16 protein-coding genes and 1 tRNA gene are annotated in these 23628 nt (G+C 63.5%); 4 read left to right on the top strand and 13 right to left on the bottom strand.

Annotated elements, in window-relative coordinates; genetic code table 11:
- Positions 1 to 27 precede the first annotated feature (27 nt).
- From CEW83_RS18010 to lysM, 3 genes are all read right to left on the bottom strand, one after another.
- Complete coding sequence (locus CEW83_RS18010) at positions 28 to 1308, bottom strand: TIGR03862 family flavoprotein (protein ID WP_108950583.1); 1281 nt, start codon at positions 1306 to 1308, stop codon at positions 28 to 30.
- Position 1309: 1 nt separating this feature from the next.
- A complete protein-coding gene (locus tag CEW83_RS18015) occupies positions 1310 to 1744 on the bottom strand; it encodes an acyl-CoA thioesterase (protein WP_108950584.1) in 435 nt (144 codons plus the stop codon).
- A 152-nt stretch (positions 1745 to 1896) separates the two neighbouring features.
- A complete protein-coding gene (lysM, locus tag CEW83_RS18020) occupies positions 1897 to 2400 on the bottom strand; it encodes a peptidoglycan-binding protein LysM (protein ID WP_108951511.1) in 504 nt (167 codons plus the stop codon).
- A gap of 206 nt (positions 2401 to 2606) precedes the next feature.
- On the opposite strand from lysM, the gene CEW83_RS18025 reads away from it, so the two are divergent.
- A complete protein-coding gene (locus tag CEW83_RS18025; RefSeq protein WP_108950585.1) occupies positions 2607 to 3107 on the top strand; it encodes an OmpA family protein in 501 nt (166 codons plus the stop codon).
- Between the two features lie 50 nt (positions 3108 to 3157).
- Here the strand turns inward: CEW83_RS18025 and CEW83_RS18030 are convergent, their stop codons facing one another.
- The 3 genes from CEW83_RS18030 to CEW83_RS18040 all read right to left on the bottom strand — a co-directional run bounded on the left by CEW83_RS18030 (position 3158) and on the right by CEW83_RS18040 (position 8759).
- A complete protein-coding gene (locus CEW83_RS18030) occupies positions 3158 to 5821 on the bottom strand; it encodes an EAL domain-containing protein (RefSeq protein ID WP_108950586.1) in 2664 nt (887 codons plus the stop codon).
- A gap of 173 nt (positions 5822 to 5994) precedes the next feature.
- Positions 5995 to 7713 carry a diguanylate cyclase domain-containing protein gene (locus CEW83_RS18035; RefSeq protein WP_108950587.1) on the bottom strand — a complete coding sequence of 573 codons (1719 nt, stop codon included), beginning with the start codon at positions 7711 to 7713 and terminating at the stop codon, positions 5995 to 5997.
- A complete protein-coding gene (locus CEW83_RS18040) occupies positions 7710 to 8759 on the bottom strand; it encodes an extracellular solute-binding protein (RefSeq protein WP_108950588.1) in 1050 nt (349 codons plus the stop codon). The genes CEW83_RS18035 and CEW83_RS18040 overlap by 4 nt, the downstream gene beginning before the upstream one ends.
- Positions 8760 to 8996: 237 nt before the next feature.
- Here CEW83_RS18040 and CEW83_RS18045 point away from each other — a divergent pair, with 237 nt between their 5' ends.
- The gene (locus CEW83_RS18045; protein ID WP_159099496.1) at positions 8997 to 10637 is read left to right on the top strand and encodes a methyl-accepting chemotaxis protein; all 1641 of its coding nucleotides are present in this window, start codon (positions 8997 to 8999) and stop codon (positions 10635 to 10637) included.
- Positions 10638 to 10692: 55 nt separating this feature from the next.
- On the opposite strand, the gene CEW83_RS18050 is transcribed toward CEW83_RS18045, so the two are convergent.
- The 6 genes from CEW83_RS18050 to CEW83_RS18075 form a co-directional block, all read right to left on the bottom strand.
- On the bottom strand, positions 10693 to 12951 hold the full coding sequence (locus tag CEW83_RS18050; protein WP_159099497.1) for an EAL domain-containing protein: 2259 nt from the start codon (positions 12949 to 12951) through the stop codon (positions 10693 to 10695).
- 178 nt (positions 12952 to 13129) lie between these two features.
- A complete protein-coding gene (locus tag CEW83_RS18055) occupies positions 13130 to 17773 on the bottom strand; it encodes a response regulator (RefSeq protein ID WP_108950591.1) in 4644 nt (1547 codons plus the stop codon).
- 152 nt (positions 17774 to 17925) lie between these two features.
- Positions 17926 to 18396 carry a YaiI/YqxD family protein gene (locus tag CEW83_RS18060; RefSeq protein ID WP_108950592.1) on the bottom strand — a complete coding sequence of 157 codons (471 nt, stop codon included), beginning with the start codon at positions 18394 to 18396 and terminating at the stop codon, positions 17926 to 17928.
- A 61-nt stretch (positions 18397 to 18457) separates the two neighbouring features.
- Positions 18458 to 18709, bottom strand: a complete 252-nt coding sequence (gene infA / locus CEW83_RS18065) for a translation initiation factor IF-1 (protein WP_108950593.1) — start codon at positions 18707 to 18709, stop codon at positions 18458 to 18460.
- 454 nt (positions 18710 to 19163) lie between these two features.
- A tRNA-Lys gene (locus CEW83_RS18070) sits at positions 19164 to 19239 on the bottom strand.
- Positions 19240 to 19353: 114 nt separating this feature from the next.
- Positions 19354 to 20292, bottom strand: coding sequence for an MBL fold metallo-hydrolase (locus CEW83_RS18075; protein ID WP_108950594.1), 939 nt, complete (start codon positions 20290 to 20292; stop codon positions 19354 to 19356).
- Between the two features lie 206 nt (positions 20293 to 20498).
- On the opposite strand from CEW83_RS18075, the gene CEW83_RS18080 reads away from it, so the two are divergent.
- On the top strand, positions 20499 to 21110 hold the full coding sequence (locus CEW83_RS18080; RefSeq protein ID WP_108951512.1) for a PolC-type DNA polymerase III: 612 nt from the start codon (positions 20499 to 20501) through the stop codon (positions 21108 to 21110).
- A 168-nt stretch (positions 21111 to 21278) separates the two neighbouring features.
- Entirely contained in the window at positions 21279 to 22406 is a 1128-nt protein-coding gene (locus tag CEW83_RS18085) for an enoyl-CoA hydratase/isomerase family protein (protein WP_108950595.1), read from the top strand.
- Positions 22407 to 22488: 82 nt separating this feature from the next.
- Here CEW83_RS18085 and CEW83_RS18090 read toward each other — a convergent pair whose 3' ends face one another.
- Entirely contained in the window at positions 22489 to 23595 is a 1107-nt protein-coding gene (locus tag CEW83_RS18090; RefSeq protein WP_108950596.1) for a YeeE/YedE family protein, read from the bottom strand.
- Between the last annotated feature and the right edge of the window lie 33 nt (positions 23596 to 23628).

Genomic DNA, 23628 nt, shown 5'->3' on the forward strand with positions numbered 1-23628 from the left:
CGTGATGCCCGCAGTGCACGTCCTTCCTCACTGCTTGCAGGCGACGAGCCAGTCGACGACGCCCTGGCCGGCCGCCCGGCCGCTGGCGAAGCAGGCTGTCAGCAGATAACCACCGGTGGGCGCCTCCCAGTCGAGCATTTCGCCGGCGCAGAACACGCCGGGGATGGCTTTCAGCATCAGGCCAGCGGCCGTGTCCTCGAAGCGGACGCCGCCCGCGGTACTGATGGCTTCATCGATGGGGCGGGTTGCCCTGAGGCGCAGCGGCAGCGCCTTGATGCCGGCGGCGAGCCGAACCGGGTCGGCGAAGGCTGCGGCGGGCAGGCATTCGCGCAGCAGGCCGGCCTTGACGCCCTTGATCCCCGCCTGCCCTTGCAGATGGCTGGCCAGCGAGCGGCTGCCGCGCGGGCGGGACAGATCGGTGCTCAGCCGTGCCAGGCTGCGGCCGGGTGCGAGGTCGAGGTGCAACGTGGCCTCGCCCTGTGCGGCAAGCGTGTCGCGCAGCGGCGCAGACAAGGCGTAGATCAGCCCGCCTTCGATGCCGGTTGCACTGATCATGCACTCGCCACTGTGGGAGTGGGTCCGCCCCTGCGGGTCGGTGCACTGCGCCGCGAGCGACTTCACCGGCGCTCCGCCGAAGCGTTCGAGGAAGTGCGCGCTCCAGCCCGGAGTGAGCCCGTCGCCGCAGGAGACATCGAATCCGCAGTTGGCAGGGCGCAGGTCGGCGACGCCGATGCCTTGTGTGCGCAGGGTGGCAACCCAGGCGCCGTCCGAGCCCAGCTTCGCCCAGCTTCCGCCCCCGAGTGCGAGCACGACCGCGCTGGCTGACACGCTGCGCTCGCCGTCCGGTGTGGCGAATCGCAAGACCTGCGCTGAAGCGTCCGGGGACGGCCCCCAGCCGAGCCAGCGATGCCGTACGGCAAACTTCACTCCGTTCGTGCGCAGTCTCGCCAGCCAGGCCCGTAGCAGGGGGGCTGCCTTCATTTCCGTGGGAAACACCCGCCCTGAGCTGCCGACGAAGGTGTCGACGCCGAGGGCGGCGGCCCAGTCGCGAAGCGCACTCGGGCCAAAGGCATCGATCATCGGTGCCAGTTCGGCCGAACGCACGCCGTATCGCGACAGAAAGTGGGTGCTGTCTTCGCTGTGTGTGAGGTTGAGTCCGCCGCGTCCGGCCAGCAGAAACTTGCGCCCCACCGACGGCATCGCATCGAAGACGGTGACGGCGATGCCGTGCGAGGCGAGCACCTCGGCCGCCATCAGTCCGGCCGGCCCGCCACCAATGACGGCGACGAGCGCTTCAGCCCTGATCATGTCAGGTCTGGTCCGACGGGAAGCGGCGGCGGAAGCCGTCAGGTACGGGGGAAATCCTGCGCGCGGTGTAGTCGAAGAACACGATGCCGGTCTTGCCGCGGGCAACCTCCCGCCCCGAGGCAAGGTCGGTCATGCGCCACTGCAGATCACAGCCGTACTTGCTGAAATCGGCCGCGCCCATGGACACCACCATCGTTTCCCCATGGAACGCTTCGGATTTGTACTGCAGCGCCGCGTCGGCAACGATGATGCCCAGCCCTTCGACGCTCAGTTCGGTGTAGTCCATCGACTTCAGGTAACGCACCCGCGCTTCGCTGACGACGGTGAGCAGCAGGGCGTTGTCGAGGTGGCCGCCATAGTTCATGTGACTCAGGTAGAGCTGAATCTCGCAGGAAAAGGGCAGCGTGTCCGGGAGGTCGATCTGAATGCGGGGCATGTCGTATTCGCTCCGCAGAAGGCGGGCGCAGAAATTGGCGGTCGTCGACAGTAGCGCCCGCGGTGCAGCAATTCAAGCCCGGCAGGGGAGGGCGCGGGCTTCGGTGTGCGGCCCGACGGTTGCTGAGTGGCGCCGTCGGGCCGTGGAAACGCTCAGGCCTGCGGCGGAATGCGCAGCATCTGACCCGGGTAGATCTTGTCGGGGTGGCCGAGCATCGGCTTGTTGGCCTCGAAGATCACCATGTACTTGTTTGCATTGCCGTAGTAGGTCTTGGCGATGCCGGACAGGGTGTCACCGCGCACCACCGTATGGAAGCGGCCCTCGGGTTCGGGATTGAGCACGGTGAGCTTGTCTTCGACTTCGGCGACGCCCGAAACGTTTCCTGCGGCCAGCAGGATGCGCTCCTTGCTTGCCTGGTCTGGCGTCGTGCCACTGACCGTCACCGTGGCGGTCGCGCCGTTGAAGCTGATGGCAATCTCGGGCGTGAGCAGCTTGAGCGTGTCGATGTAGTGGCTGATGGCCTCGGCTGCCTTGGTGTTGGCAAGCGCGTTGGCTTCAGGACTGGGGGCGGCCGCTGCGGCTTCCTGGGCGGCCTTGGCCTCGCCGGTACCGAAGAGCTTTTCCCCTGCATCCTTGATAAAGCTGAACAAACCCATGCCAATCTCCTTGTAGTGAATGAAATGCAAACCCACATGAAGCTGTCTGCCTCATGTGTGTCGGGTAAATATTCTCACAAATCATTATTTCGGACTGTGCATTCTTCGACTGTTGCAGTGCGCAAATCAAATCGCAAGCTGATCCGTATCGGTTAGACTTGCGCGCGGATTGCCAAACAACACAATGACTTGAGCGGGAGTAAAGCATGTTTGATCAGGAAGACGGTGAGCTGAACGTTGTCATGGGGGTGCTTTTCGGCATCATCGCGCTGGTGATCGCCTTTGTGATCGGCCTTGGCGTGCATTCGATGAGCCGCAGCGGGGCTGCGCCGACGACTGTCGAGGCGCTTGAGGGCGGCATGGAAGTGATCTATGCCGAGGTCGAGGAAGTCGGCGAGCCCATGCTCAAGGTCTATTTCGAGTCAGGCGCAACCGATCTGCCTGCCGATGCCGTGGAGGCCCTGGCCCCCGTGCTGGCTGAACTCGAGGCGCGTGCCGATGCACTGGTGCTGCTGTCGGGCTTTCACGATGAAACCGGTTCTGCCGATGTGAACGCCGAAGTGGCAAAGAATCGTGCCATCAGCGTGCGCGAGGCGCTGCTGACGGCCGGTGTGCCGGCCGAGCGGGTGCTGATGCGTCGTCCGGCGGTCGCGCTGGGTGGTAGCAACGCAGACGAGGCCCGTCGCGTCGAGGTGCGCGTGCAGTAATCCCGCCGCTCGGGAAAGCATCAGGGCGCCCGTATTCGGGGCGCCCTTTTTTATGTGCCGGTGACCTCGGCTGTGTCGCGGGCTGTGCGCCGGGCATCATGCAGGAGTGCTTCGACCGCCTCGACCTTCATCGGGCGTGCGAACAGGAAGCCCTGGAAGCGATGACAGCCATTGGCGTCCAGGATGTCTCTTTGCGGCGCACACTCCACGCCTTCGGCAATGACCTTCAGGTCCAGCGCACGGGCGAGCGCGATGACCGCCTTCACGATCGCCAGGCCGTTGGCGCTGCCGGGCAGGTTCTGCACGAATGAGCGGTCGATCTTCAGCTGGTCGAGCGGCAGGCGCTGCAGATAGGACAGCGAGGAATACCCGGTGCCGAAGTCGTCGATCGAGAAGCGGATGCCTCGGGTCCGAAGCTGACCCATGCGTTCGATCGCTTCCTCCATGTCATCGAGGAGCAGGGATTCCGTCAGCTCCAGTGTCAGGCGGTCGGCCGGTGCGCCGCTGCGGGTCAGGCTGTCGAGAACCTGTTCGACAAACGCGTCGCTGTAGAGTTGCTGCGCGCTGACGTTCACCGCAATGCTCAGGCCGGCGGTGGCGGGGTCGCGGGCCCATTTTGCCAACTGATTGCAGGCGCTCTTCAGGACATGGAGACCGAGCGCCGGCATCAGGCCGGCGCGCTCGGCGACGTTGATGAACTGGTCAGGTGAAATGAAGCCGCGCTGCGGGTGCTGCCAGCGAACCAGCGCCTCCACGCCGAGCATTGCTCCGTCCCCGCCGAACTGCGGCTGGTACAGCACCACAAACTCGCCCGCCGCAGTGCCGAGCCGAATCTCCTCCTCGAGACGCAGGCGGGCGGTGACGGTCTCCTGCATTACCGGATCGTAGAAGCAGAGCCTGTTCTTGCCGCGGTGCTTTGCTTCGTTCATGGAAAGGTCGGCCTGTTTCATCAGTTCGTCGATCGAACGCTCATGATCCCGGAACAAGGTGATGCCAACGCTCGCGCTGCCTTGCTGCGTGTGTCCCTCGAGCGCATAGGGCGTCTTGAGCGCGGCCAGTGCACGCATGCCGATGCTCTCCGCGGCCTGGTGCGCCGCATCCTCATCGCTGTCGATCTCCTCCACCAGAACGACGAACTCGTCGCCCCCGAACCGCGCCACCGTATTGGCTTCGCCGGCCACGGCACACAGCCGTTTCGCAGCCTGTTGCAGCAGAACGTCGCCGTTGTGGTGTCCGAGCAGGTCGTTGATGTTCCGGAAGTCATCGAGATCGATGAACATCAGGGCGCCATAGCGCGAAGAGCGGGCGCTCAGGGCAAGGGCCTGTCCGAGTCTGTCCGTCAGCAGTCTGCGGTTGGGCAACTGCGTGAGATGGTCGAAGAAGGCAAGGGTGCGGATCTCTTCCTCGGTGGATTTGCGCAGTGAGATGTCGGTCAGTGCGGCGACGTAGTGCGTTACCCGGCCGTGTTCGTTGCGTACGGCATTGATCGACAGGGTCTGCGGGTAGGTCTCGCCATTCTTGCGCCGGTTCCAGACCTCGCCCTGCCATGTGCCTGTGCCCAGCAGGTCGTCCCACATGGCCTGGTAGAAGGCCAGGCTGTGACGGCCGGAACCCAGCATGCGCGTTTTCTTGCCGATCACTTCGGCTTCGCTGTAACCGGTGATGTCGGTGAACGCATTGTTGACACGCAGCATGACCGTATCGGCGTCGGTAATGATCATGCCCTGTTGCGATTCGAAGGCGATGGCCGCGATGCGTCGCTCCTGCTCTGCCGCGACACGCTCCGAAATGTCCCGGGCAAGGAAGAGAACCGCGCGTCGATTGTCCAGCAGGGTGTCGAGAGGCTGGCAGCGCCCTTCGAAGGTACGTGGTCCGGCAAGTGTCTGCAGGTCGTACTCGATACTTTGCGGGCGGTCCTCATCCAGGGTGCGGAGGATGAGCTTGAGAAAGCGGTCGGCTTCCAGCGCCGGCAGCACGTCATGCATGCGCTTCCCGATCAGCCCATTGGTCTCGGCAGCGAGCAGGCTCTCATTCTGCGAGATGACCTCGACGTAGCGACCGTCTTCATCCAGTACCAGCACGAGGTCGGGCATGGCGTGCGTGATTGCACGCAGTCTGGCCTCGCTTCCGGCAAGTGCCCGTTCGGTTTGAATGCGATTCTCCAGGTCCTGAAGCAGCATCCCCAGCAACGCCGTGGCGGGTGCCAGCACCAGCAGGTAGGGCAGCGCAAGCGCCTCGAAGAAGGCGCTTCTCTGCTCGTTCGGCAGTCCGGTGAACAGGAGCAGGGCGACGAGGTGCACGATCACGCCGAAGATCAGGAACTGCGAAGGGCCGCGTGATGCCCATCCCTTGCTCACTGCGGCACGGTAGGCCAGCCCGAGCAGCATTGAACTGCAGATGATGCTGACGCCGGTCAGCGCACCGGTACCGCCCAGTAGCGTGCGATAGGCCGCGGCAATCAGCACGGCCACGGAGCCCACCAGTGGCCCCCCGAAGAATCCCGCCATTGCGAGCACTGCGGAGCGGCCGTCGACGATCACACCCGGGCTGAAAAAGATGGGCGTCATCATGCCGATCACGCAGATACCGCCATAGATGATTCCTGCACTGAAGCGCGCAGCGTGTCGATGGTGCCTGAGCAGGCGGGTGTTGATGCCTTGTAACAGGCAGAGGGAGAGCAGGAGGGCCGCCGTTTTGACGAGCTCTAGGATCATTGGGGGCCTTTGGGGCGCTTGTGGTGTGGGCGCTCGAAAAGCGGCGGACCAACTGACGGCAGACGAATCACACTATAGCGAAGGCACTAGGGTGCGGGACGGGAAAATATCACACTATGGCTGTATGGGTAATTCCCGGCTGCCGGTGTCTAGGAATGCGGCGCGCAGGGCGCTCATGCCGGATCTGCTGCAGTGTGGAGGACCACCGTATTGCGCCCCTGCTTCTTTGCGCGGTACATGGCGTCGTCCGCATTCTTGGACAGTTCGATCAGGTCCTGCCCGCTCTCCGGGCAGAGCGCGATGCCGATGCTGGCGGAAATGCTGATCGATGCGTGGTTGATGATGAACGGTGCGCCGACTGCGATGCGGATCTTCTCTCCGACGGCCATGGCATCGTCGGCGCTCTGAACGTTCCGCAGCAGGACGACGAATTCGTCTCCACCGATGCGGGCGGCGGTGTCGGACTCGCGGACGGCCTTGCGCAGGCGCGTGCCGATCTCTTTCAGCAACTGGTCGCCGACGGCGTGTCCATATGCATCGTTCACCGGTTTGAAGTCGTCGAGATCGATGAACATCAATGCCAGCCGGGTCTGATCGCGGCGGACGGCGGCAAGGGCAAGTGCCATGCGATCGGCGAACAGCGCCCGGTTGGGAAGGCCGGTCAGCGGGTCGTGCTGTGCAAGATGCTCGAGATCCTGTCTGCTCTGGTTCAACTCCGACAGCTGCTGGCGGATCTGGTCGCGCAGTTGCTTGAAACTGCGGGCGAGCACGCCGATTTCGTCCTCCCGCGCCAGCGGAAGCCCGTGTGCCTGCCGCTCGTCGGAAAACCCTTGAACCGCTGCGCTCATCAGATTGATCGGGCGGGTGACCGCACGCGCCACAAGGACTGCAAGCAGCGCACAGACCAGGCAAAGTCCCAGCACGATCTGCAGGATGACGACGCCCAGCGCATCTGCCTTGTGCAGGACCGAGGTCAGCGGCTGCGCCAGGCCCAGAATGAGATTGCGCTCGTCCGAGCGGATGGAGATGCCCTGTTGCACGAAGGCGGCAACCATCGGGTAGTCGGCATAGCTGCCCTGGGTGGCGTCGACAAGTACTTGATCGGATTTGCCTGCAATGAGGTCGGCTGTGGGCGCAAACGTGTCCTGTACGAGGATGCGCCTCCCCCTGTCGAAGCCGAAGGTTTGGCTGTGGTCGGGGTGGATGAGGAAGTCGCCCTGACCGTTGGCGAGAAAGAGCTGAAACTCCGGGGGCAGTCCGGCAGCAAGCTGTGCAAAGACGCCGTTCAGATCGACATTGATCACGATCACCCCGAGTGCGGCCTCGTTGGCATCCACAACCGGCATTGCAAGCTGGGCAGTGGGCTCCTCCTGACCTGCGTGTGAGCCACGCTCGTGATTGATGACGAAGCGCGAGAGGTAGGTCTCGCCCGGGCGTGACTTCAGCGTTTCGAAGACGTATGCGTAATGGCCTTTTTCCTGCAGGTCGTCACCGTTGATGCGCAGCAGGCTGTCGCCGCTGCGGTCGATGCGGACACGTTCCATGCCGAAATCTGCAGCAGAAATCAGGCGAATCTGGAAGTAGTCCGGATTGGCCTTCATCAGGAGTTCGAACAGGGTTGCCATCTGATCGGCAGACGCGGTGTCGCTGGGGTCCAGCGCGCGAAGGGCCGAAGGGTGTGCACTCAGAATCTGAAGGTTGTGCGAGACCTCCTGACGGGCGACGACGATTCTGCTTGCGAGTACCTGCGTCGAGGTCAGAAGCTCGTCCTTGGCCGACTGGATCAGGAGGTCCCGACTGGCAGTGTATGCATAGAAGCCGGTCAGCCCGGCCGCCAGCATGCCGACCAGCGCCAGCAGCAGGGCGAGGCGCGCAGCGATGCCAAACCTCATGGCGCCAGCACCCTCGATGCCCGGTCGCCCGACATGATCCGCCCCCACAGCAGATTGCGCTGCTCCGCGCTCTCGACGGGCTCGAGCCAGATCAGCCTATCCTCATTGCCCGAACTGCTGGCGGGCCTGGTCGTGCTTGCCAGCCCCTGACGATTGTTGAGTACGGCGCCCGGGCCGTCCTCAAGCAGATAGTTGATCCATGTCTCGGCGAGCGCCTTGTTTCTGCTGTCGCGGTGAACTGCCCAGCAGTCGAGCCATGCGAGGGCACCCTCACGCGGGATTGCGTAGCCGACGTCAGCATCTGCAGCGCGCAACAACTGCAGCTGTTGCGATCCGAAGTTCGCAAACAGCAGGGCTGCTTTCAGGCGGATGAACATGTCCGCCGACTCTTGCGGCTGCGTATAGAAACTCAGTGTGTTCCGGCGCAGCGCGATCAGGCGCTCGACGGCAGCAGGCCAGTCCTGGTCGCGGAGCTGAAAGAGCGACGGCAGTCCCAGCGACTGTGCGGCAAGGGCGAAGTTGTGAGCGCCCCCGTCATAGACGAGGATCTTCCCGCGGTAGCGCGGGTCCCACAGGACATTGATCGAATCCGGCGCCGTTTCGAACTGCTTGCGGTCGTAGATCAGCCCCATCTCGGCATAGGTATAGGGAATGGCATACGCCTTGCCGTCATGGACGATGCCCGGAATGTTTTCGAGATCGCGAAAGCGGGGCAGCTGGCGTGAGCGATTGAAGATGGCGGTGGTGTCGACTGGCTGGACGAGGCCCTGGCGGATATAGCGCTGCAATTCGGCGGTATTGACCGCAAAGACGTCGAAAGATGTCGGACCGCTCCCGTTTGCCCGTCGCCACAGGGATTCGTCGGAATCGATGACGGTCACCTCGACCCGGCTGCCGGTGCGCTGCTCGAAGACTTTCACGACGTCGGGGTCGGCATAGCCCGGCCAGGCGAGCACCCGCAACACCTCAGCCGCCATGCCCTGTCCGGTGACAAGCATGGTCAGCATCAGTGCGAGTTGCCGCAGGCAGCAGTGAAGCCGGTGCATCCGAGTGACTCCGCCCTTAGTGATATGCGCAAGCGAGTGTAGCGCAGAACCCCGGCGCTGATGCTTCATCCTGCGCCGGATCTCGGTCTGGGTGTGCAGGCACATGCGCATACGCATGCGGACATCATTGCGCAAGGAGGCAGGAATTCCGAACAAGGATGTAATAAGTCAGTAACAAGAGTGTCATCGAATGCCACTAATGTGTGTAACAACTCTCGCCTTCCGTGCTTCCTGAAAATGAGTATTCGCCGTAACCTTGGACTCTTGCTTCTGATCGCCGTGATCGCGCTGTCGGGTCTGGGCGTGGTCGCCTTCCTGCAGTTCGAGCGCAACGCAGTGTCGATGCGAACCCTCACCGACCGGGCGATTCCGGGCTTTCTCGCTGCAGGCGAGCTCAAATCCGCGCTCAAGACCCTGCAGATCACGGTGATCAATCTCGTTCATGCTCCGGACGACAGCCTTGCCCGTCAGGGGGCAGACACCCTTGTTGCGCAAAAGGATGCGTTGCAGGAAGCCGTGGGTGAGCAGACGACGATGGCGGACGGGGAGGTCGAGCAAGGCCTGATGCGCCACGTACAGGACAGTCTGAATGCCTATCTTGCGGCACTGGATGATGTATCCAGTCTGCGCTTGGGCGGGCAGCAGGATATTGCCGAGGCGGTGCTCTCCGGGTCCGCTGACCCCTATCTGCAGGAACTGGAGCAAATCCTCGAAACCCTGCTGGTGGAAAAGCGGCGCACCAAGGACAGTCTGCTGAGCGAGATCGAAGCCGCCCGGCAGCAGTCCACTCTGATCCTGGCCGGGGCGCTGCTTGGCACGTTCGTGGTCCTCGGGGTGCTCGGATCGAAACTCTATCGCCAGATCTCGAGGCCTCTGGCCGAAATGAAGCGCGCCATGGCGACGGTTGCCGCCGATCTCGACTTCACTCGCCGCGTGCCGATCGTGCGCGAGGATGAGATCGGGCAGTCGATCCGTGCGTTCAATGCCCTGATCGAAGCGGTACATGGCAGCCTGGCGGAGATGGCGCAGGTGATCCGCAAGAATGAAGCGGCCTCGGTGGATATGCACGTTTCTGCTGCTGACATGACGAGCATTGCTGAGAACGGCAATGCATCCGCAGGCGATATCCAGTTCGCAGTCAGGGAGGTGCAGCGCCAGATCGAGCGCATCAACGACGATACCTTGCACGCGGGCGGCCTGACGGAGATCTCCGGGCAGCAGGCAACGGCGAATGGCGAACTCATCCGTGAGGCGGCCGCGCGCATTCATGAGCTCGCAGTGAGCGTGGAGTCGGCATCCGAGCGGGTGTTCGCGCTTGCCTCTGCGGGAGGGCAGATCGCGCTGCAGGTCAAGGAGATCAGGGAGATTGCCGATCAGACCAACCTGCTGGCCCTGAATGCGGCGATCGAGGCTGCACGTGCCGGAGAGTCCGGGCGGGGGTTCGCGGTCGTGGCCGGAGAGGTGAGAAAACTCGCCGAGCGGGTGTCCAGCGCGACGCTCTCCATTGCCGAGCAGGTCAAGGGCATCGACGCCACCTCGAACGCGTCGGCCGAGTTGATGCGCCGTGTGGTTGCCGGTATCAAGCACAACATCGATCTCACCGCTTCGGCGGGCAGGGCCATGACCGATATCGAGGGATCGGCGCGAGAGGTGATCGGTGTTGTCGGTCAGATCGGGGAGCAGGTCGCCGTCGGCCAGGCGTCGAGCAGGGATATCGTCGATCGCGTCGACACCATTGAAGACCTGATGCGAAGAGCGAGTGCGGCCGCGGATCAGAACCGGGCTGCCGCGGACACGATCCGGGAGATCTCGGATCAGATGGCGGGTATCGTCAATCGCTTTCGTATTGGCCCCGTCCTGCACAGCCAGGCGCGCTGAAGGCGATGTATCGCTGCCTGCCCGGCTCTACCGGCGCGCAGGCAGGGCAGAGGCGTCAGTGCCCGGCGTGACTGGACGTGCGGGATTGTTCCAGGCGTTTTTTCACCCAGGCGGTGCCGGGCTGCGGGCGTCCGTGCAGGTAGCCTTGCTGGATCAGTCCGGGAAAGCGAGTGAGGAACTCGCTGTGCTCCCTCGTTTCCACGCCTTCGGCCACGGTCTCGATATTCAGAATGGTGGCGATCGACTGGATCATTGCGACAAGCAGCGCATCGTTGGCGTCAGCGGGAGCGTCCCTGATGAAGCTCTGGTCGATCTTGAGCTCGTGAATCGGAAGACGCTTGAGATAGGCCAGACTTGAGTATCCGGTGCCGAAGTCATCGATCGAAAAGCACACCCCCATGGCGCTGATGGTCTTCATCTTTGCCACGACGTCGTCCATGTTGCGGATCATCAGGCTCTCGGTCACTTCCAGCATCAGCAGGCTTGGGTTGATGGCGCTGCTCTCGAGAAGACGCTGGATATCGTCCACGAAGCCGGCCTCGATGAAGTGGCGTGGGCTGATATTGACCGAAATGCGCAGGGGGCATGCATTGCGTTGCATCTCGGCGATGAGCTCGCAGGTGCGGCGAAGCATCCAGCGATCGAGTGCGACGATGAGACGCGATTCTTCCGCGACCGGAATGAATTCGGCCGGGAGGATCAGGCCGCGCTGAGGGTGTTCCCAGCGTACCAGCGACTCGGCGCCAACCACGACACCGCTGCCATTGACCTGGGGCTGCAGATAGAGGCGGAGCTGATTCTGTTCGATGGCTGCCTGCAAGGCCTGAGCAAGTTCGAAGTGCTGTCGTGCCTGCCGGGCCATGGACTCTTCAAAGAACACGACCCTGTTTCCGCCGTCGAGCATGGCCCTGTGGCGGGCGGTATCCGCGCTTTGCAGCACCTGAAGCGGGGTCTCGTCCGTATTGGCCGGAAAGACACGGATGCCGATGCTGCAGGTGAGAAGGAAGGTCTGGCCCCCGCATTCCAGTGCGTGCGCGAGCGCGCTGCGAATCGCTTCCGCGATCAGCAGCGCGTGGCCGGTGACATCGGCCAGTGACTGCTGTCGCGGGAAAAGCAGAATGGCAAACTCGTCTGCCGCCAGGCGCGCAACGGTATCGTCGGAACGCAGCACGATGGCGATGCGTCTGCCGACCTCGCACAAGACGCTGTCGCCGGTCTGCAGCCCCTGCGCATCATTGATTGCCTTGAACCCGTCGATATCGAGCACCATTGCTGCCGTATGTGTCGTGCTGCTGCGGCACGACCGGAGCGCGACGTCGAGACGATCAAGGTACAGCATGCGGTTCGGCAGTTGCGTAAGCGAGTCGTGCCAGGTGAGGAAGTCGATCCGCTCCTGTGTCTGCTTGATGCCGGAAACATCGCTGAACACCGACACGAAGTGCGAGACGCGCCCTTCGTCATCGTAGACAGCGCTGATGGTGCGCAGCTCGGGGTAGATCTCGCCGTTCTTGCGGCGATTGAGCATCTCACCGCTCCAGTGACCGCTGTCGTGCAGGCGCCTCGAGATCTCGCGATAGAAATCGGCGGCGTGAAGGCCGGATTTCAGGAAATAATGGTTCTGGTTTACGGCCTCTTCGGATGAGTAGCCCGTGATGCGGATGAATGCGCGATTGACTGCCTCGACCTGGCCCTCGGCGTTCGCCACGATGATGCCCTCGGCCGTGCTCGCAAAGATGCGGGCGAACAGCTCCTGACGGCTGCGCGCGAACTGCAGTTCGGATGCAGTCTGGTCCAGCGCGCGGTTGGTGCGATCCAGACCCGTGATTTTTTCGTTCAGTTCGGCATTGGTGTTGAACAACTGATCCAGCATGCCCCGAATGGTCATGTGGGTGCGAACCCGGGCGCGCACCAGCGCGACTTTCAGCGGCTTGTGGATGTAGTCAACGGCACCGAGTTCGAAGCCGTGCTCTTCGGAGGCGACGTCGGTCAGCGCAGTAATGAAGATGACCGGGATGCTGCGGGTGTCCGGGTTGCTCTTGAGGCGGTGGCAGACTTCGTAGCCATCCATCTCCGGCATCATGATATCGAGCAGAATGATGGCGGGCTTCTCGCCCGCCCTGAGGAACTGCAGCGCAGCCTTCCCGCTGTTGGCAACGGCAACCTCGTAGTCGGAGCGCAAGGCTTCGATGAGAAGCTGCAGGTTGCTGCTTTCGTCATCGACGAGCAGTACGAGCGGGCGCAAGGCTTTGCGCGCGCTCGGTGTATCAGCAGCGGCCTTCGCTGCGAGGGGGGTGCTCGACGAGGTTTCGCCCATTGTGTCTGGCCCGGTCCGGCTTTGCCCAGCGATACGGAAAACGGATTCCGCGCGCATGAAAATCATCAGCCTGCATGTTACTTCAGCCCTGCCTCAGCGTCATGCTGATCGAGTGGATCGGCATGAGAAACATGTGCCGGTCCGGTACTCGCGTGCGCGGGTGTGCCGGATGCTCCGTTCATCCGCTCAAGCGGTGCCGGAGTTCTCCGGTTGTGACGAGGGCAGCGGCGATATCGAAGCTGTCGATCCGCCGCAACAGTTCGGACAGCAGGGCATGGTGGGCGTCGTGATCGAGGTGCGATGCGAGCGTTTTCAGCAGGGGTTCGGGTACCAGTCTGCTGCGTTTGAGCAGGTCGTCGATCTGATCGAGATCGGAAAGCGCCTTCTCCGGGCTGGAATGAGCAGCCTGCTTCGGGGCGTGCTGTACCGGAAGCGCACCATCGATGGTGGCCAGCAGTGTCGTCAGCATGCCTGTCGTCCGGTCCGCCGCGCCGGCGTCGCCATGCGCCAGCCCCAGTTCAAGCTCCTCGGCGGCCGTCTGGAGTTGGGTGGCACCGACGTTGCCGGCGGCGCCCTTGAGCGTATGCGCAAGACGCACGGCCGCTTGAAGGTCATTGTCGGCGAGCGCCGTGCGAAGACGCTGCGGCCAGTCCGCAAAGTCGCGTGAAAAACCCCGGATCAGGCGCATGAGCAGCGCCTTGTCCTGGGTCAGCCGGTTCAGTGCGGCCCTGAAATCCAGGCCGTCGATCTGCATGGGCAGCATGGCCGTGGCTGCGGGCGTTTGCGCAGCTTCGGTCGCCTCTGCGATGGATGGCGGGCGGGCGGGGATCCACTGCAGCAGGACCTTGAGCAACACGAGCGTGTCGATCGGTTTGCTGATGTGTGCGTTCATGCCTGCCTGTTCGCTCGCCTTGCGGTCGTGGTCAAAGGCTGCGGCAGTCATGGCGATGATGGGCAGCGTGCGGCCCCAGTCGCTTGCGCGGATCTGCCGGGTGGCTTCGAGGCCATCCACTTCGGGCATCTGGATGTCCATCAGGATGGCGTCGAAGTGCCCGCTGCGCGCTTTTTCGATGGCTTCGCGTCCGTTGTGCGCGACCGTGACCTGAACGCCCATCTTGGATAGAACCGCCTCGGCAACCTCCTGGTTGGTGAGATTGTCTTCCGCCACCAGAATCCGTGCGCCGTGAATCGGGCCCGCCTGCTCGAGCGGGCTGTTGCCTTGCAGTGCATCCGCCAGGGGGCGGGGCGTGGAGAAGCCGTGCATCTGGACGTTCGCGAGCACGTCGAAGAGCCGGGACGCGGTTACGGGCTTGGTGAGAACCGCATCGGTGTATTCGGCTACAGAGGCTTGCGGCATGGCTGGATGGTCGTGGGCGGTCACCATGATGATGATCGGCGTAAACGGCAGGCTTCCGTCACTGCCGGCCTGTCTGATGGCCTGCGCGAGGGCGAGACCGTCCATGTCAGGCATCTTCCAGTCGATCATGGCGAGCCCGAACGGGTGGCCATCCGCGCCGGCCGCCAGTACCTTGCGCAGCGCCGTTTCACCATCGGCTGCGGTGTCTGGTTCAAGCCCCCATTCGGAGAGGTAATCGCTCAGTACGCTGCGCACACTGTCGCTGTCGTCTACCACCAGCACCCGTTCGCGGCGCAGATGGATATGCCGGGTGTCGGCAGGGCGTGTCGATCTGGACAGCACGGCCGTGAAGTGAAAGGTGGAGCCTTCGCCCTGCACGCTGTCGACGCCGATCGTTCCGCCCATGAGTTCGACCAGACGCTTGCAGATCGACAGACCGAGCCCGGTGCCGCCAAAGCGTCGGGTGGTGGACGAGTCGGCCTGGGTGAAGGGCGCAAAGATCTGTGCGCATTGCTCGGCGGTCATGCCGATCCCCGTGTCCTGCACCGAGAATTGCACCTTGAGGTCGCTGCCGCTGTTCATCGCGCATTCGATGCGGACCCTGATGAGGCCGCTCGCAGTGAACTTGATGGCGTTTCCGACCAGGTTGTTCAGGACCTGGGTCAGGCGCATCGCATCGCCTTCGAGTACCGCCGGAACGTCGGGCGCGACGTCGAACACCATCTCCAGGCCCTTCTCCGATGCCGGTACCGCAAACAGATCCGATACCCGCTCCAGCACGTCGTCGAGGCGGAAGGGCTCGTGCTCGATCTCGACCCGGCTCGCCTCAAGCTTGGAAAAGTCGAGGATGTCGTTGAGCACGTTCATCAGGCCATGTGACGCACTTCGGATCTTGTTCAGATAGTTGCGCTGATGGGCGGTGAGCCCGGTGTCGTCGAGCAGTTGCGAGAGCCCGATGATCGCATTCATCGGCGTGCGGACTTCATGGCTCATGTTGGCGACAAAGTCCGATTTTGCGTGGCTGGCATCTTCTGCCTGGCGCGTCCGTTCGGCCAGTGCGGCATTGAGTTGCTGCAGCTCGACCTGGGTCAGCTTCATCTGCGTGATATCGGTGACCAGCACCACCAGCCCGCGCACGGCCCCATCGGCAAGGTCGGGGATGTAGTGGGTCATCGCATAACGGACTTCGTCTTGCGAGCCTTTGGGCAGCGCGTGTTCGAACTGCTGGATTTCACCCTTCAGCGCGGCCCTGATCTGTGCCTCGTGCTTGTCGAAGAAGGCCCCGCCCATCACCTCGCGCATGCTCTTTCCGCGCACGGCATCGGGGTCGAGTTCGAACCAGGTCTTGAAGGCCGTATTGGCAAAGCTGCAGTGCAGATCGCGGTTCCAGTAGGCAACCAGGCCGGGCAGGGAGTCCGCCAGCGTGTGCAGGAAGCGGTTCGCGTCGGCCAGCTGACGGGTGCGCTCTGCAACGACGTCCTCCAGGTGGTCGCGATAGCGCTCGAGTTCCTTGCGCAGTCGTACCCTGTCGCGCAGATCGACCGTCGCGATGAATACGCGCCCTGGCGTGGCCTTGCTGTCGAATTGCGATGCGGAGACCAGCACATCCAGTGGCGTGCCCGCGAGCGTGGTGATCTGGGTCTGGTGGCTGGACAGAGTCTCGCCCCGGTGCAGCGCGAGGAGCAGGGTGACGAATCCGCGCCGGGCTTCGGGGCTGGCATACAGCACGGTGCTTGGACCGCGCAGGGATGCGGTTCCGTCGACACCCAGCAGGGCCATGGTCGCCTGGTTGAAGTTCAGGATGTGCGTCTGCGCGAGGAGGTGGCTGATCGAGGAGGGATGTGCCTCGAAGTGCGCCAGAAAGTCGGTGACGCCGTTCCCGGCGAGCGTGTCCAGGTGGGCGAGCGCGGCGCTCCAGTCCTCCTCCCGCCAGGCGACGGGCGTGGTGTCGTAGAGCGTCTGCAGGCGGTTGCGGTCCATGCGCGCACGGTGCTCGGACTGCTTGATGTCCTCGATGTCGGTGTTTGAGCCGTACCAGCGGTTCAGCTGTCCGTCGTCATCGACAATGGGAGTGGCGTGGGTCGTGAACCACCGGTATGCGCCGTCGTGGCGACGGATGCGGTACTCGATGTCGAGCGGGCGCAAGGTGCGCATCGACGCCTCCCAGGCCTCGGCAAAGGCTGGGCGGTCGTCCGGGTGTATCTGGTTCAGCCAGCGGTTTCCAAGCTGGCTTTGTTCGTCGATCCCGGTGTACTTCAGCCACTGGGGGCTCAGGTAATCACACAGCCCGTCGGCGTCGCAGCGCCACACCAGTTGCGGCATGGATTCGGCGAGGGTGCGCCAGCGCCGCTGACTGCTGGCTTCGAAGCGTGCGTGCTCGAGATCGCGTTCGGCCAAACGGTGCTGCTGCTGGGTTTTCAGCAGGCGCAGGCACATCCACGCGAACAGGCTCAGGAGCACGAGGGCCGATGCCGACACCGCCCCCCAGGTCTGAAAGCGCAGGCTCGCAAGCCGGGCGGCCGGCACCAGGCTGACGAGCTTCCAGGCTTCATGGCTGAGGATGGGGACCAGTTGCTTCCTGTTCGCGGAAATGGTTTCCCACGTCCACAGGCCGTCTGCGTTCTCGAACTGTCCTTGCAGCGCGCTGCTGATGCGTTGCCAGGCGGCGGGCGAACGGTCGGCCAGGGTGCGCTTGCGGCCGAACATGAAGCCCCACTCATCTGTCCGGTCGGGGCTGATCAACCAGTGCGCCTCACTGTTAAGCAGCATCAGGTGGTCGCGTCCGCCGCCCACGCTCTCGAGCAAGGCATCGAGCATGGGCTGCGCCTGGATGTTGATGACGAAGATTCCCTGGTCGAGGCCACTCTTGCGCTCGAGGCGGATGGCCATCCGCAGCGTCGGCTTGTAGGGGATCTCCACTTCGTTGTGTTCGACGTTGAGGTCGAGGGCCGAGATGTAGATGTCGCCACCGGCCAGATGCATGGATTCCTGGAAGTAGCTGCGCTCGCGCTTGCTCTGCAGTTCGTCGCGGGGTGTGATGCGGGCCCCGCCGTTCTCTGCATTGACCCTGACACGCTCTTCGCCGTCAGGGCCGATCCAGCGCACCTGGTCGTAACCCGCATTACGGTGGATCAGAGAGACGAAACTGCGTTCGATGGCACTGAAGTCCGTGCTTTCTGGTGTGTCCAGGATCGCTGCCACGCCGGGCTCGTTGGTCAGCCCGATCAGATGAAGGACGGGCACCTCAAGCGAGGATTCCAGGCGTTTGCTGGCGATGCCGATGTTCAGGTTCTCGGTTTCATGGATTCGGGTGAACTCTGCATCCAGGCGGGACAGGCCGATGGCCGTGCCGGCAATCACGACGATCAGCGCCAGTGGCAGAAAGAGCGCGAGGAACTGCGGCCAGATACTCAGAGGTTTCAGGTCTGCCGCGGCGGGCGCGTTGCTGTCGGTATCCGGTGGCATCCGGGTCTCTGTCTCATGCCGGGGGAATGCCGAACTGTATCAGGACAAGGTTACATCCACATCATTGCCGAACAGCCGCACGGGTGGTCGGATGAGCGCGGAGTTCGGCGCGGGACCGGTGTGTGGGGCCAGCGCAGCAGGCGCATCGGCGCTCAGGCCGGTGGCTTCGCCGGCTTGCCTGGCGTGGCGCGGAGGATGCGGTCGAGCCGGTTGGCAAAAGCCTGGCGGTCGGACGGGCCGAAGGCGGCGGGGCCGCCGGTGTCGACGCCGGTGCTGCGCAGGGTGTCCATGAAGTTGCGCAGGTCAAGCAGCTCGCGGATGTTGTCCTTGCCGTAGAGCTCGCCGCGCGGACTGAGCGCGCGTGCGCCCTTGGCAACGATTTCTGCGGCGAGCGGAATGTCCGCGGTGATGACGAGGTCGGCAGGCTGGACGTGGGTCGCAATGTACTTGTCGGCTTCATCGAAGCCGGACGGCACCTGCACCATGGCGATGTGAGCCGAAGGTGGTGTGCGCAAGTACTGGTTGGCAACCAGCGTCAGGGTCTGCCCGGTGCGTTCGGCAGCGCGGAACAGAATGTCCTTGACGACGCCGGGACAGGCGTCTGCATCAACCCAGATGTGCATGGAGTGCGCACGCAGGGGGGGCGTGCGTTGAGGCCCTGCCGTTGCCGGCAGGGCATGCGGCTTAGCGCGTTGCCGGTGCCATCGGCTGACGGCCGGGCATGTGGCGGAAGGTGATGCGACCCTTGCTCAGGTCGTAGGGCGACATTTCGAGCGAAACCTTGTCACCGGCAATAATGCGGATGTGGTGCTTGCGCAGCTTGCCGCCCGAGTAGGCGATGAGCTTGTGACCATTGTCCAGCGTGACGCGGTAGCGGGCGTCAGGGAGGACTTCGTCAACCGTGCCGTGCATTTCAATCAGTTCTTCTTTGGCCATATTCAGGCTCCTAGTGGGTGCGGCTAACCTCACTCCGCGCTGCGGGTGATGCTGGCCACGCTCGCCACCGCCTTGGCAAGCTTACAGTTCAGTGCTTGGCCGCTGCAGGTCGTCCCGCAGGCGGCATACTGTCAAAAGTCGGCACGATGATTGGCGGGCCGAATGTCTTGTGTTGCATTGGCACCCCGGGCGCACCTGGCGGCCGAAGTGGTCGGCGCGCTGGGTGTTTCGGTGTGCGCGCCGCACGAAAGGCGACCGTGATGTGCATGATCGCGATGCAGTGCCCGGTTGCTCGATGAGCAGCACAGGCGCCGGGTCCGAGTAGGCTTCGGTCCCCCGCGAATGATGTGTCGTGCGGATGGTGCCGGATCCAGAAATGGACCGACATTCGGAGCGAACAACGGATTGAAAAGAAAATAGCCAGACCTCAGTCCGGCTATCCCCTTGGTTCACTTGGTAGGCCGTGCGTGGATCGAACACGCGACCAACGGATTAAAAGTCCGCTGCTCTACCAGCTGAGCTAACGACCCCCGGAACAGCCAACAATTCTAGGGGCGAGTTCGCTTTGAGTCAAGTTTACGAGTGAAAAAATGCCCTCGACGGGCGCGGATGTGCGGAAAATCGAGGTGCGCGCATGTGACGCTTCAGCGCAGCGAGCCCTTCTCCATCTGCAGGAATACGTTGTAGGCGTTGGCGCGGTTGGCCTCGCGGAAGGCTGGCAGCTTCTCCCACTGGTGCCAGTCGGTGTTTTCGTAGGCCTCGTCGAAGGATTTGAGATCCGCCACTGCCTTGCCCATGGATTCACGCAGGTAGAGCAGGTAGTCGCGCGTGAGCGCCAGGTCGGCCTGCGGATTGGTGGAAGCGGGGCCGTGGCCCGGAACCAGCGCATCAGGCCGCGCAGCGATCAGGAGATCGAGTGCGCGCAACCACTGCGCGGTGTCCGCGTCACCGACGAAAGGTACGCGTCCGCGGAACAGCATGTCGCCTGCGAACATGATCCTGTCTTCGACCACCTCCATGACCACGTCGTCGGGGGCGTGCGCCGGGCCGACGTATGTGATGCGGAAGTGGAGGCCGCCCATCTCGAATGCAGTGTCCCCGTCGAGCCAGAGATCTGCGGGAATCAGGCGGGTATTGTCATCGACGAAGGGAAAGAGGTCGGCGCGACGCTGGGCGAGGCGTGCCTGGGCGCCATCCGAATTGAGTGCTTCAAGGCCGCGGCGATGGGACCAGACCTCGGCGCCGACGGCCTTGAATGCCTGCAGGCCGTAGTAATGGTCGGCATGATAGTGGCTGATGACCACGCGCCGGATCGGCTTGTCGGTGAGCTTGCGGATTTCGGCGATCAGTCTTTCACCCAGCACCGGCGTTCCGAGGGCGTCGAACACCACCACGCCGTCGGGGGTGATGACAAAGCCCGCGTTGGACATGAAGCCTTCGTTGACTGCCGAGGCCATGCCGGCCTTGCCCATGACATACCAGCTGTGGGGGCCGACCTTGACTGCACGCATGTCGATGGCGTGCACGACATGCGCTGAGAGCAGGCACAGGGTCCCGATCAGGATCGTGATGAGTCGGCGCATGTCCGCTCCTAATATTTGAATATCTGCATACACTAACGAATTGCGCTACAGGCGTCGATCTGCGGTGCAGCATGACGCCGCATGGATGGCACTGACGGTGAATGTGACGGAGGCGGACCGGCTTGCCTTTTGTCGCCAGCGCTAAGCGGGTATCTTCCCGCACTGCATGATGCACCCCACTGATGAACCGAAGCAGGAAGATTACCTTGAGCACCTATGCCGTCATCGACTTCGAGACCACGGGCATGTCTCCCGCACTTGGGGCCCGTCCGACCGAGATTGCCGCAGTTCTGGTGCGCGACGGGCTCATCGTCGATCGTTACCAGAGCCTGATGAACGCAGGTGTGCACGTTCCCTACGATATTCAGGCCCTTACGGGCATCACCAATGCCATGGTGCGCGCTGCGCCACGGGTGGAGCAGGTAATGAGTGAGGTCGCTGATTTCGTTGGTGAGCACTCACTCGTTGCGCACAATGCGGCCTTCGACCGCAAGTTCTGGGATGCCGAGCTTGCGCAGCTGGGGCGGCGGCGCGGGGGCGACTTCGTGTGTTCGCTGTTGCTGTCGCGGCGCCTGTTCCCGGATGCGCCGAACCACAAGCTCGGCACCCTGGTGCGCACGCTGCAATTGCCCGCGACCGGCCGCTATCACCGCGCCCTGGCCGATGCGGAGGCAACGGCGCATCTGTTCATGCGCTTGCGCAGTGAGTTGCAGTCGCGGTTCAGCCTTGCCGGGGTTGATCATGCGCTCCTGCTGGCGGTTCAGAAGGTTGCGCGCAGCGGCCTGGCGCGCTGCATCGAACGCCATCAAGCCTGCTGAGCACTGGGGCTGTGCCGGATCCGGCGTTCGCTCGGGTTCCGCCCGGATGACCGCCTGGTGCGCGCTGCGCTTGGATCGTACGCTGTCGGATGGCATAGTCACGGGCTGATTCCGCCACACCCGGCCAAGACCGGTGGGTGGCCGCAACCCTGACTCCGGAGTAGTGAAATGAGCGAATGCGTGATCCTGCGCGAGATTCCGACTGCCTGTGGCCGCCGTTTCGGCCATGCCACGCTGAATGCGCCAGGCACCCTCAACGCGTTGTCGCTCGAGATGATCGATCGCCTCGCGCCCCAGTTCGATGCGTGGGTGGCCGACCCGCAGATCGTCGGCATCGTGCTCGATGGTGCCGGTGACAAGGCCTTCTGTGCTGGCGGTGACGTGCGTGCGCTGTATCACGCGATCCGCGAGGCCCGCGCGAACGGCAGTCACGAGACGCCCGCCGTCGTTCCGGCCTTCTTCGAGCATGAGTATCGCCTCGACTATCGCATTCATACGTGTCCGAAGCCGGTGCTGTGCTGGGGGCACGGCATCGTCATGGGAGGCGGGATCGGGCTGATGGCGGGCGCTTCGCACCGGGTCGCGACCATGCAGACCAGGATGGCGATGCCGGAAATCAGCATCGGGCTCTATCCGGATGTGGGCGGAAGCTGGTTCCTGCGACGCATGCCCGGGCGGACCGGGCTGTTTCTCGCCCTGACCGGTGCCCAGATCAATGCGGCCGACGCACGTTTTGCCGGTCTCGCGGACTTCATCCTCGAGCATGGCGACAAGTCCGGGGTGCTGGCCGCCTTCGGTCAGACGTGCTGGAGCGACGATGTGGAGGCGAACCACCGCAGGCTGAGCAAGCTGCTGGAAGAGTCCGGTCGTCGGGGCGCGACGCCGGAGTCGATGTTGCGCCGTCACTACGACCGCATCGATGCCGTCATCGGACACGACGGCCTGGCGCTGATCGAGGCACGCCTTCAGGCGCTCGGAGCGGACCCCGAGCCGTGGCTCGCCGCTGCCGCAGCCACCTTCAGCCACGGTGCACCGAGTTCGGCCGTGCTGTCCTTTGCCTTGTGGGAGCGCGCCCTGCATCTGTCGCTCGCCGACGTGTTTCGTCTCGAGTATCAGGTTTCCCTGGCGGCGACGATGCAGCCTGACTTCTCCGAAGGTGTGCGCGCCTTGCTGGTGGACAAGGACCGGAATCCCCATTGGCAGCACGCTTCAATCGCGGACGTCGACGCCGAAGAAATTGCTGCGCTCCTGCTGCCCCGCTTTCAGGGCGAACACCCGCTGTCCGATCTCGCTTGAGGTAAGCCAAGGGGCGGGCCGCTACCGGTCCGTCGGCTTGCGCCCTGCTGCTGCGTATTGGGCGTTGGCAGGGCGCAGCGGATCAGGCTTCGCGCATCATCAGCCAGTACTGCACTTTCATCGTCGCCGCGGCGCCGGCAATGATGGCCGCCGTTGCGAGGAAAGAGCCGATGGCCAAGGTGGACAGGCCGGTGATGCCCTGACCGATGGTGCATCCCATCGCCGTGACACCGCCGAAGCCCATCAGGATGCCGCCGATGAGGTGGCGGATGAGATCGTCCGGCGTGCGAAAGCCTTCAAGGCGGAAACTGCGGGTGCTCAGCGCGTACAGCATGGAGCCGGCGATGACGCCGAGCGCGCAGGCGATACCGAAAGTCACCACCCGGCTGCTGTCGCTCCACAGCATCAGCAGCTCCAGCGTGTAGGCGAGCGGCGCAACAAAGGACAGCGATTCAGCACGGCCGCTGTTGGTGCCGATGAAGGCCTCTTCAAGCGTTTCAGGGTGCTCGGCGATGTAGCCGACGTGGGCGGAAACGTACCAGCCGGCGAGGATCAGGCCGCCGATCACAAGGCCGCCGAGCAGGACGTCACTGCGCCATGCCTCGCGGCGGCCGAGTGCGGCCAGCAGCAGGCCGCCTCCGATGACGCCGGCAGCGAGCAGGATCGCGACATCCGGCGCGAAGCCCGCGCTTGAGAGAAAGGAAGGGAGGTCCTGGGCGTGCCCCAGGTCTATGGCCACCACGTCGATGAAGTTCACCCGCCAGACGCCAAACAGCCCGCGCAGCGTCATGTAGGCGCCGATGGCAACGAAGAAGAACACCACAAGGGACTTCAGGTTGCCGGCGCCGATCCGGATCAGGGTCTTGCTGCCGCATCCGGACGCGAGGGTCATGCCGATGCCGAAACAGACGCCCCCGAAGATGTGCGACAGCCAGATCAGACGACTGCCGGTGTAGATCGACTTCGATACGTCGATCAGCCCGCCCAGCCCGAGCGCAGCGGTGCCGAGCACTGCAACCGCGATCGACAGCATCCACATGCGCATGCGGTTCCAGTCGCCCATGTTGACGATGTCGGACACGGCGCCGAGGGTGCAGAAGTTGGTCTTGTTACCAATGAACCCGAACACGATGCCAATGGCGAAAGCGAACGAGGCGATGGTGGATACAGCAATGGGTGCTTCATCCATGGTGCAGATACCGGATCAGGAACGAGCTGCGAT

This window comes from Parazoarcus communis (assembly GCF_003111645.1).
Taxonomy (GTDB): domain Bacteria; phylum Pseudomonadota; class Gammaproteobacteria; order Burkholderiales; family Rhodocyclaceae; genus Parazoarcus; species Parazoarcus communis_A.

Coding starts and splice junctions, on each gene's coding strand:
- CEW83_RS18010 (WP_108950583.1), bottom strand. CDS start 1,308: ATGATCAGGGCTGAAGCGCTCGTCGCCGTCATTGGTGGCGGGCCGGCC.
- CEW83_RS18015 (WP_108950584.1), bottom strand. CDS start 1,744: ATGCCCCGCATTCAGATCGACCTCCCGGACACGCTGCCCTTTTCCTGC.
- lysM (WP_108951511.1), bottom strand. CDS start 2,400: ATGGGTTTGTTCAGCTTTATCAAGGATGCAGGGGAAAAGCTCTTCGGT.
- CEW83_RS18025 (WP_108950585.1), top strand. CDS start 2,607: ATGTTTGATCAGGAAGACGGTGAGCTGAACGTTGTCATGGGGGTGCTT.
- CEW83_RS18030 (WP_108950586.1), bottom strand. CDS start 5,821: ATGATCCTAGAGCTCGTCAAAACGGCGGCCCTCCTGCTCTCCCTCTGC.
- CEW83_RS18035 (WP_108950587.1), bottom strand. CDS start 7,713: ATGAGGTTTGGCATCGCTGCGCGCCTCGCCCTGCTGCTGGCGCTGGTC.
- CEW83_RS18040 (WP_108950588.1), bottom strand. CDS start 8,759: ATGCACCGGCTTCACTGCTGCCTGCGGCAACTCGCACTGATGCTGACC.
- CEW83_RS18045 (WP_159099496.1), top strand. CDS start 8,997: ATGAGTATTCGCCGTAACCTTGGACTCTTGCTTCTGATCGCCGTGATC.
- CEW83_RS18050 (WP_159099497.1), bottom strand. CDS start 12,951: ATGGGCGAAACCTCGTCGAGCACCCCCCTCGCAGCGAAGGCCGCTGCT.
- CEW83_RS18055 (WP_108950591.1), bottom strand. CDS start 17,773: ATGCCACCGGATACCGACAGCAACGCGCCCGCCGCGGCAGACCTGAAA.
- CEW83_RS18060 (WP_108950592.1), bottom strand. CDS start 18,396: ATGCACATCTGGGTTGATGCAGACGCCTGTCCCGGCGTCGTCAAGGAC.
- infA (WP_108950593.1), bottom strand. CDS start 18,709: ATGGCCAAAGAAGAACTGATTGAAATGCACGGCACGGTTGACGAAGTC.
- CEW83_RS18075 (WP_108950594.1), bottom strand. CDS start 20,292: ATGCGCCGACTCATCACGATCCTGATCGGGACCCTGTGCCTGCTCTCA.
- CEW83_RS18085 (WP_108950595.1), top strand. CDS start 21,279: ATGAGCGAATGCGTGATCCTGCGCGAGATTCCGACTGCCTGTGGCCGC.
- CEW83_RS18090 (WP_108950596.1), bottom strand. CDS start 23,595: ATGGATGAAGCACCCATTGCTGTATCCACCATCGCCTCGTTCGCTTTC.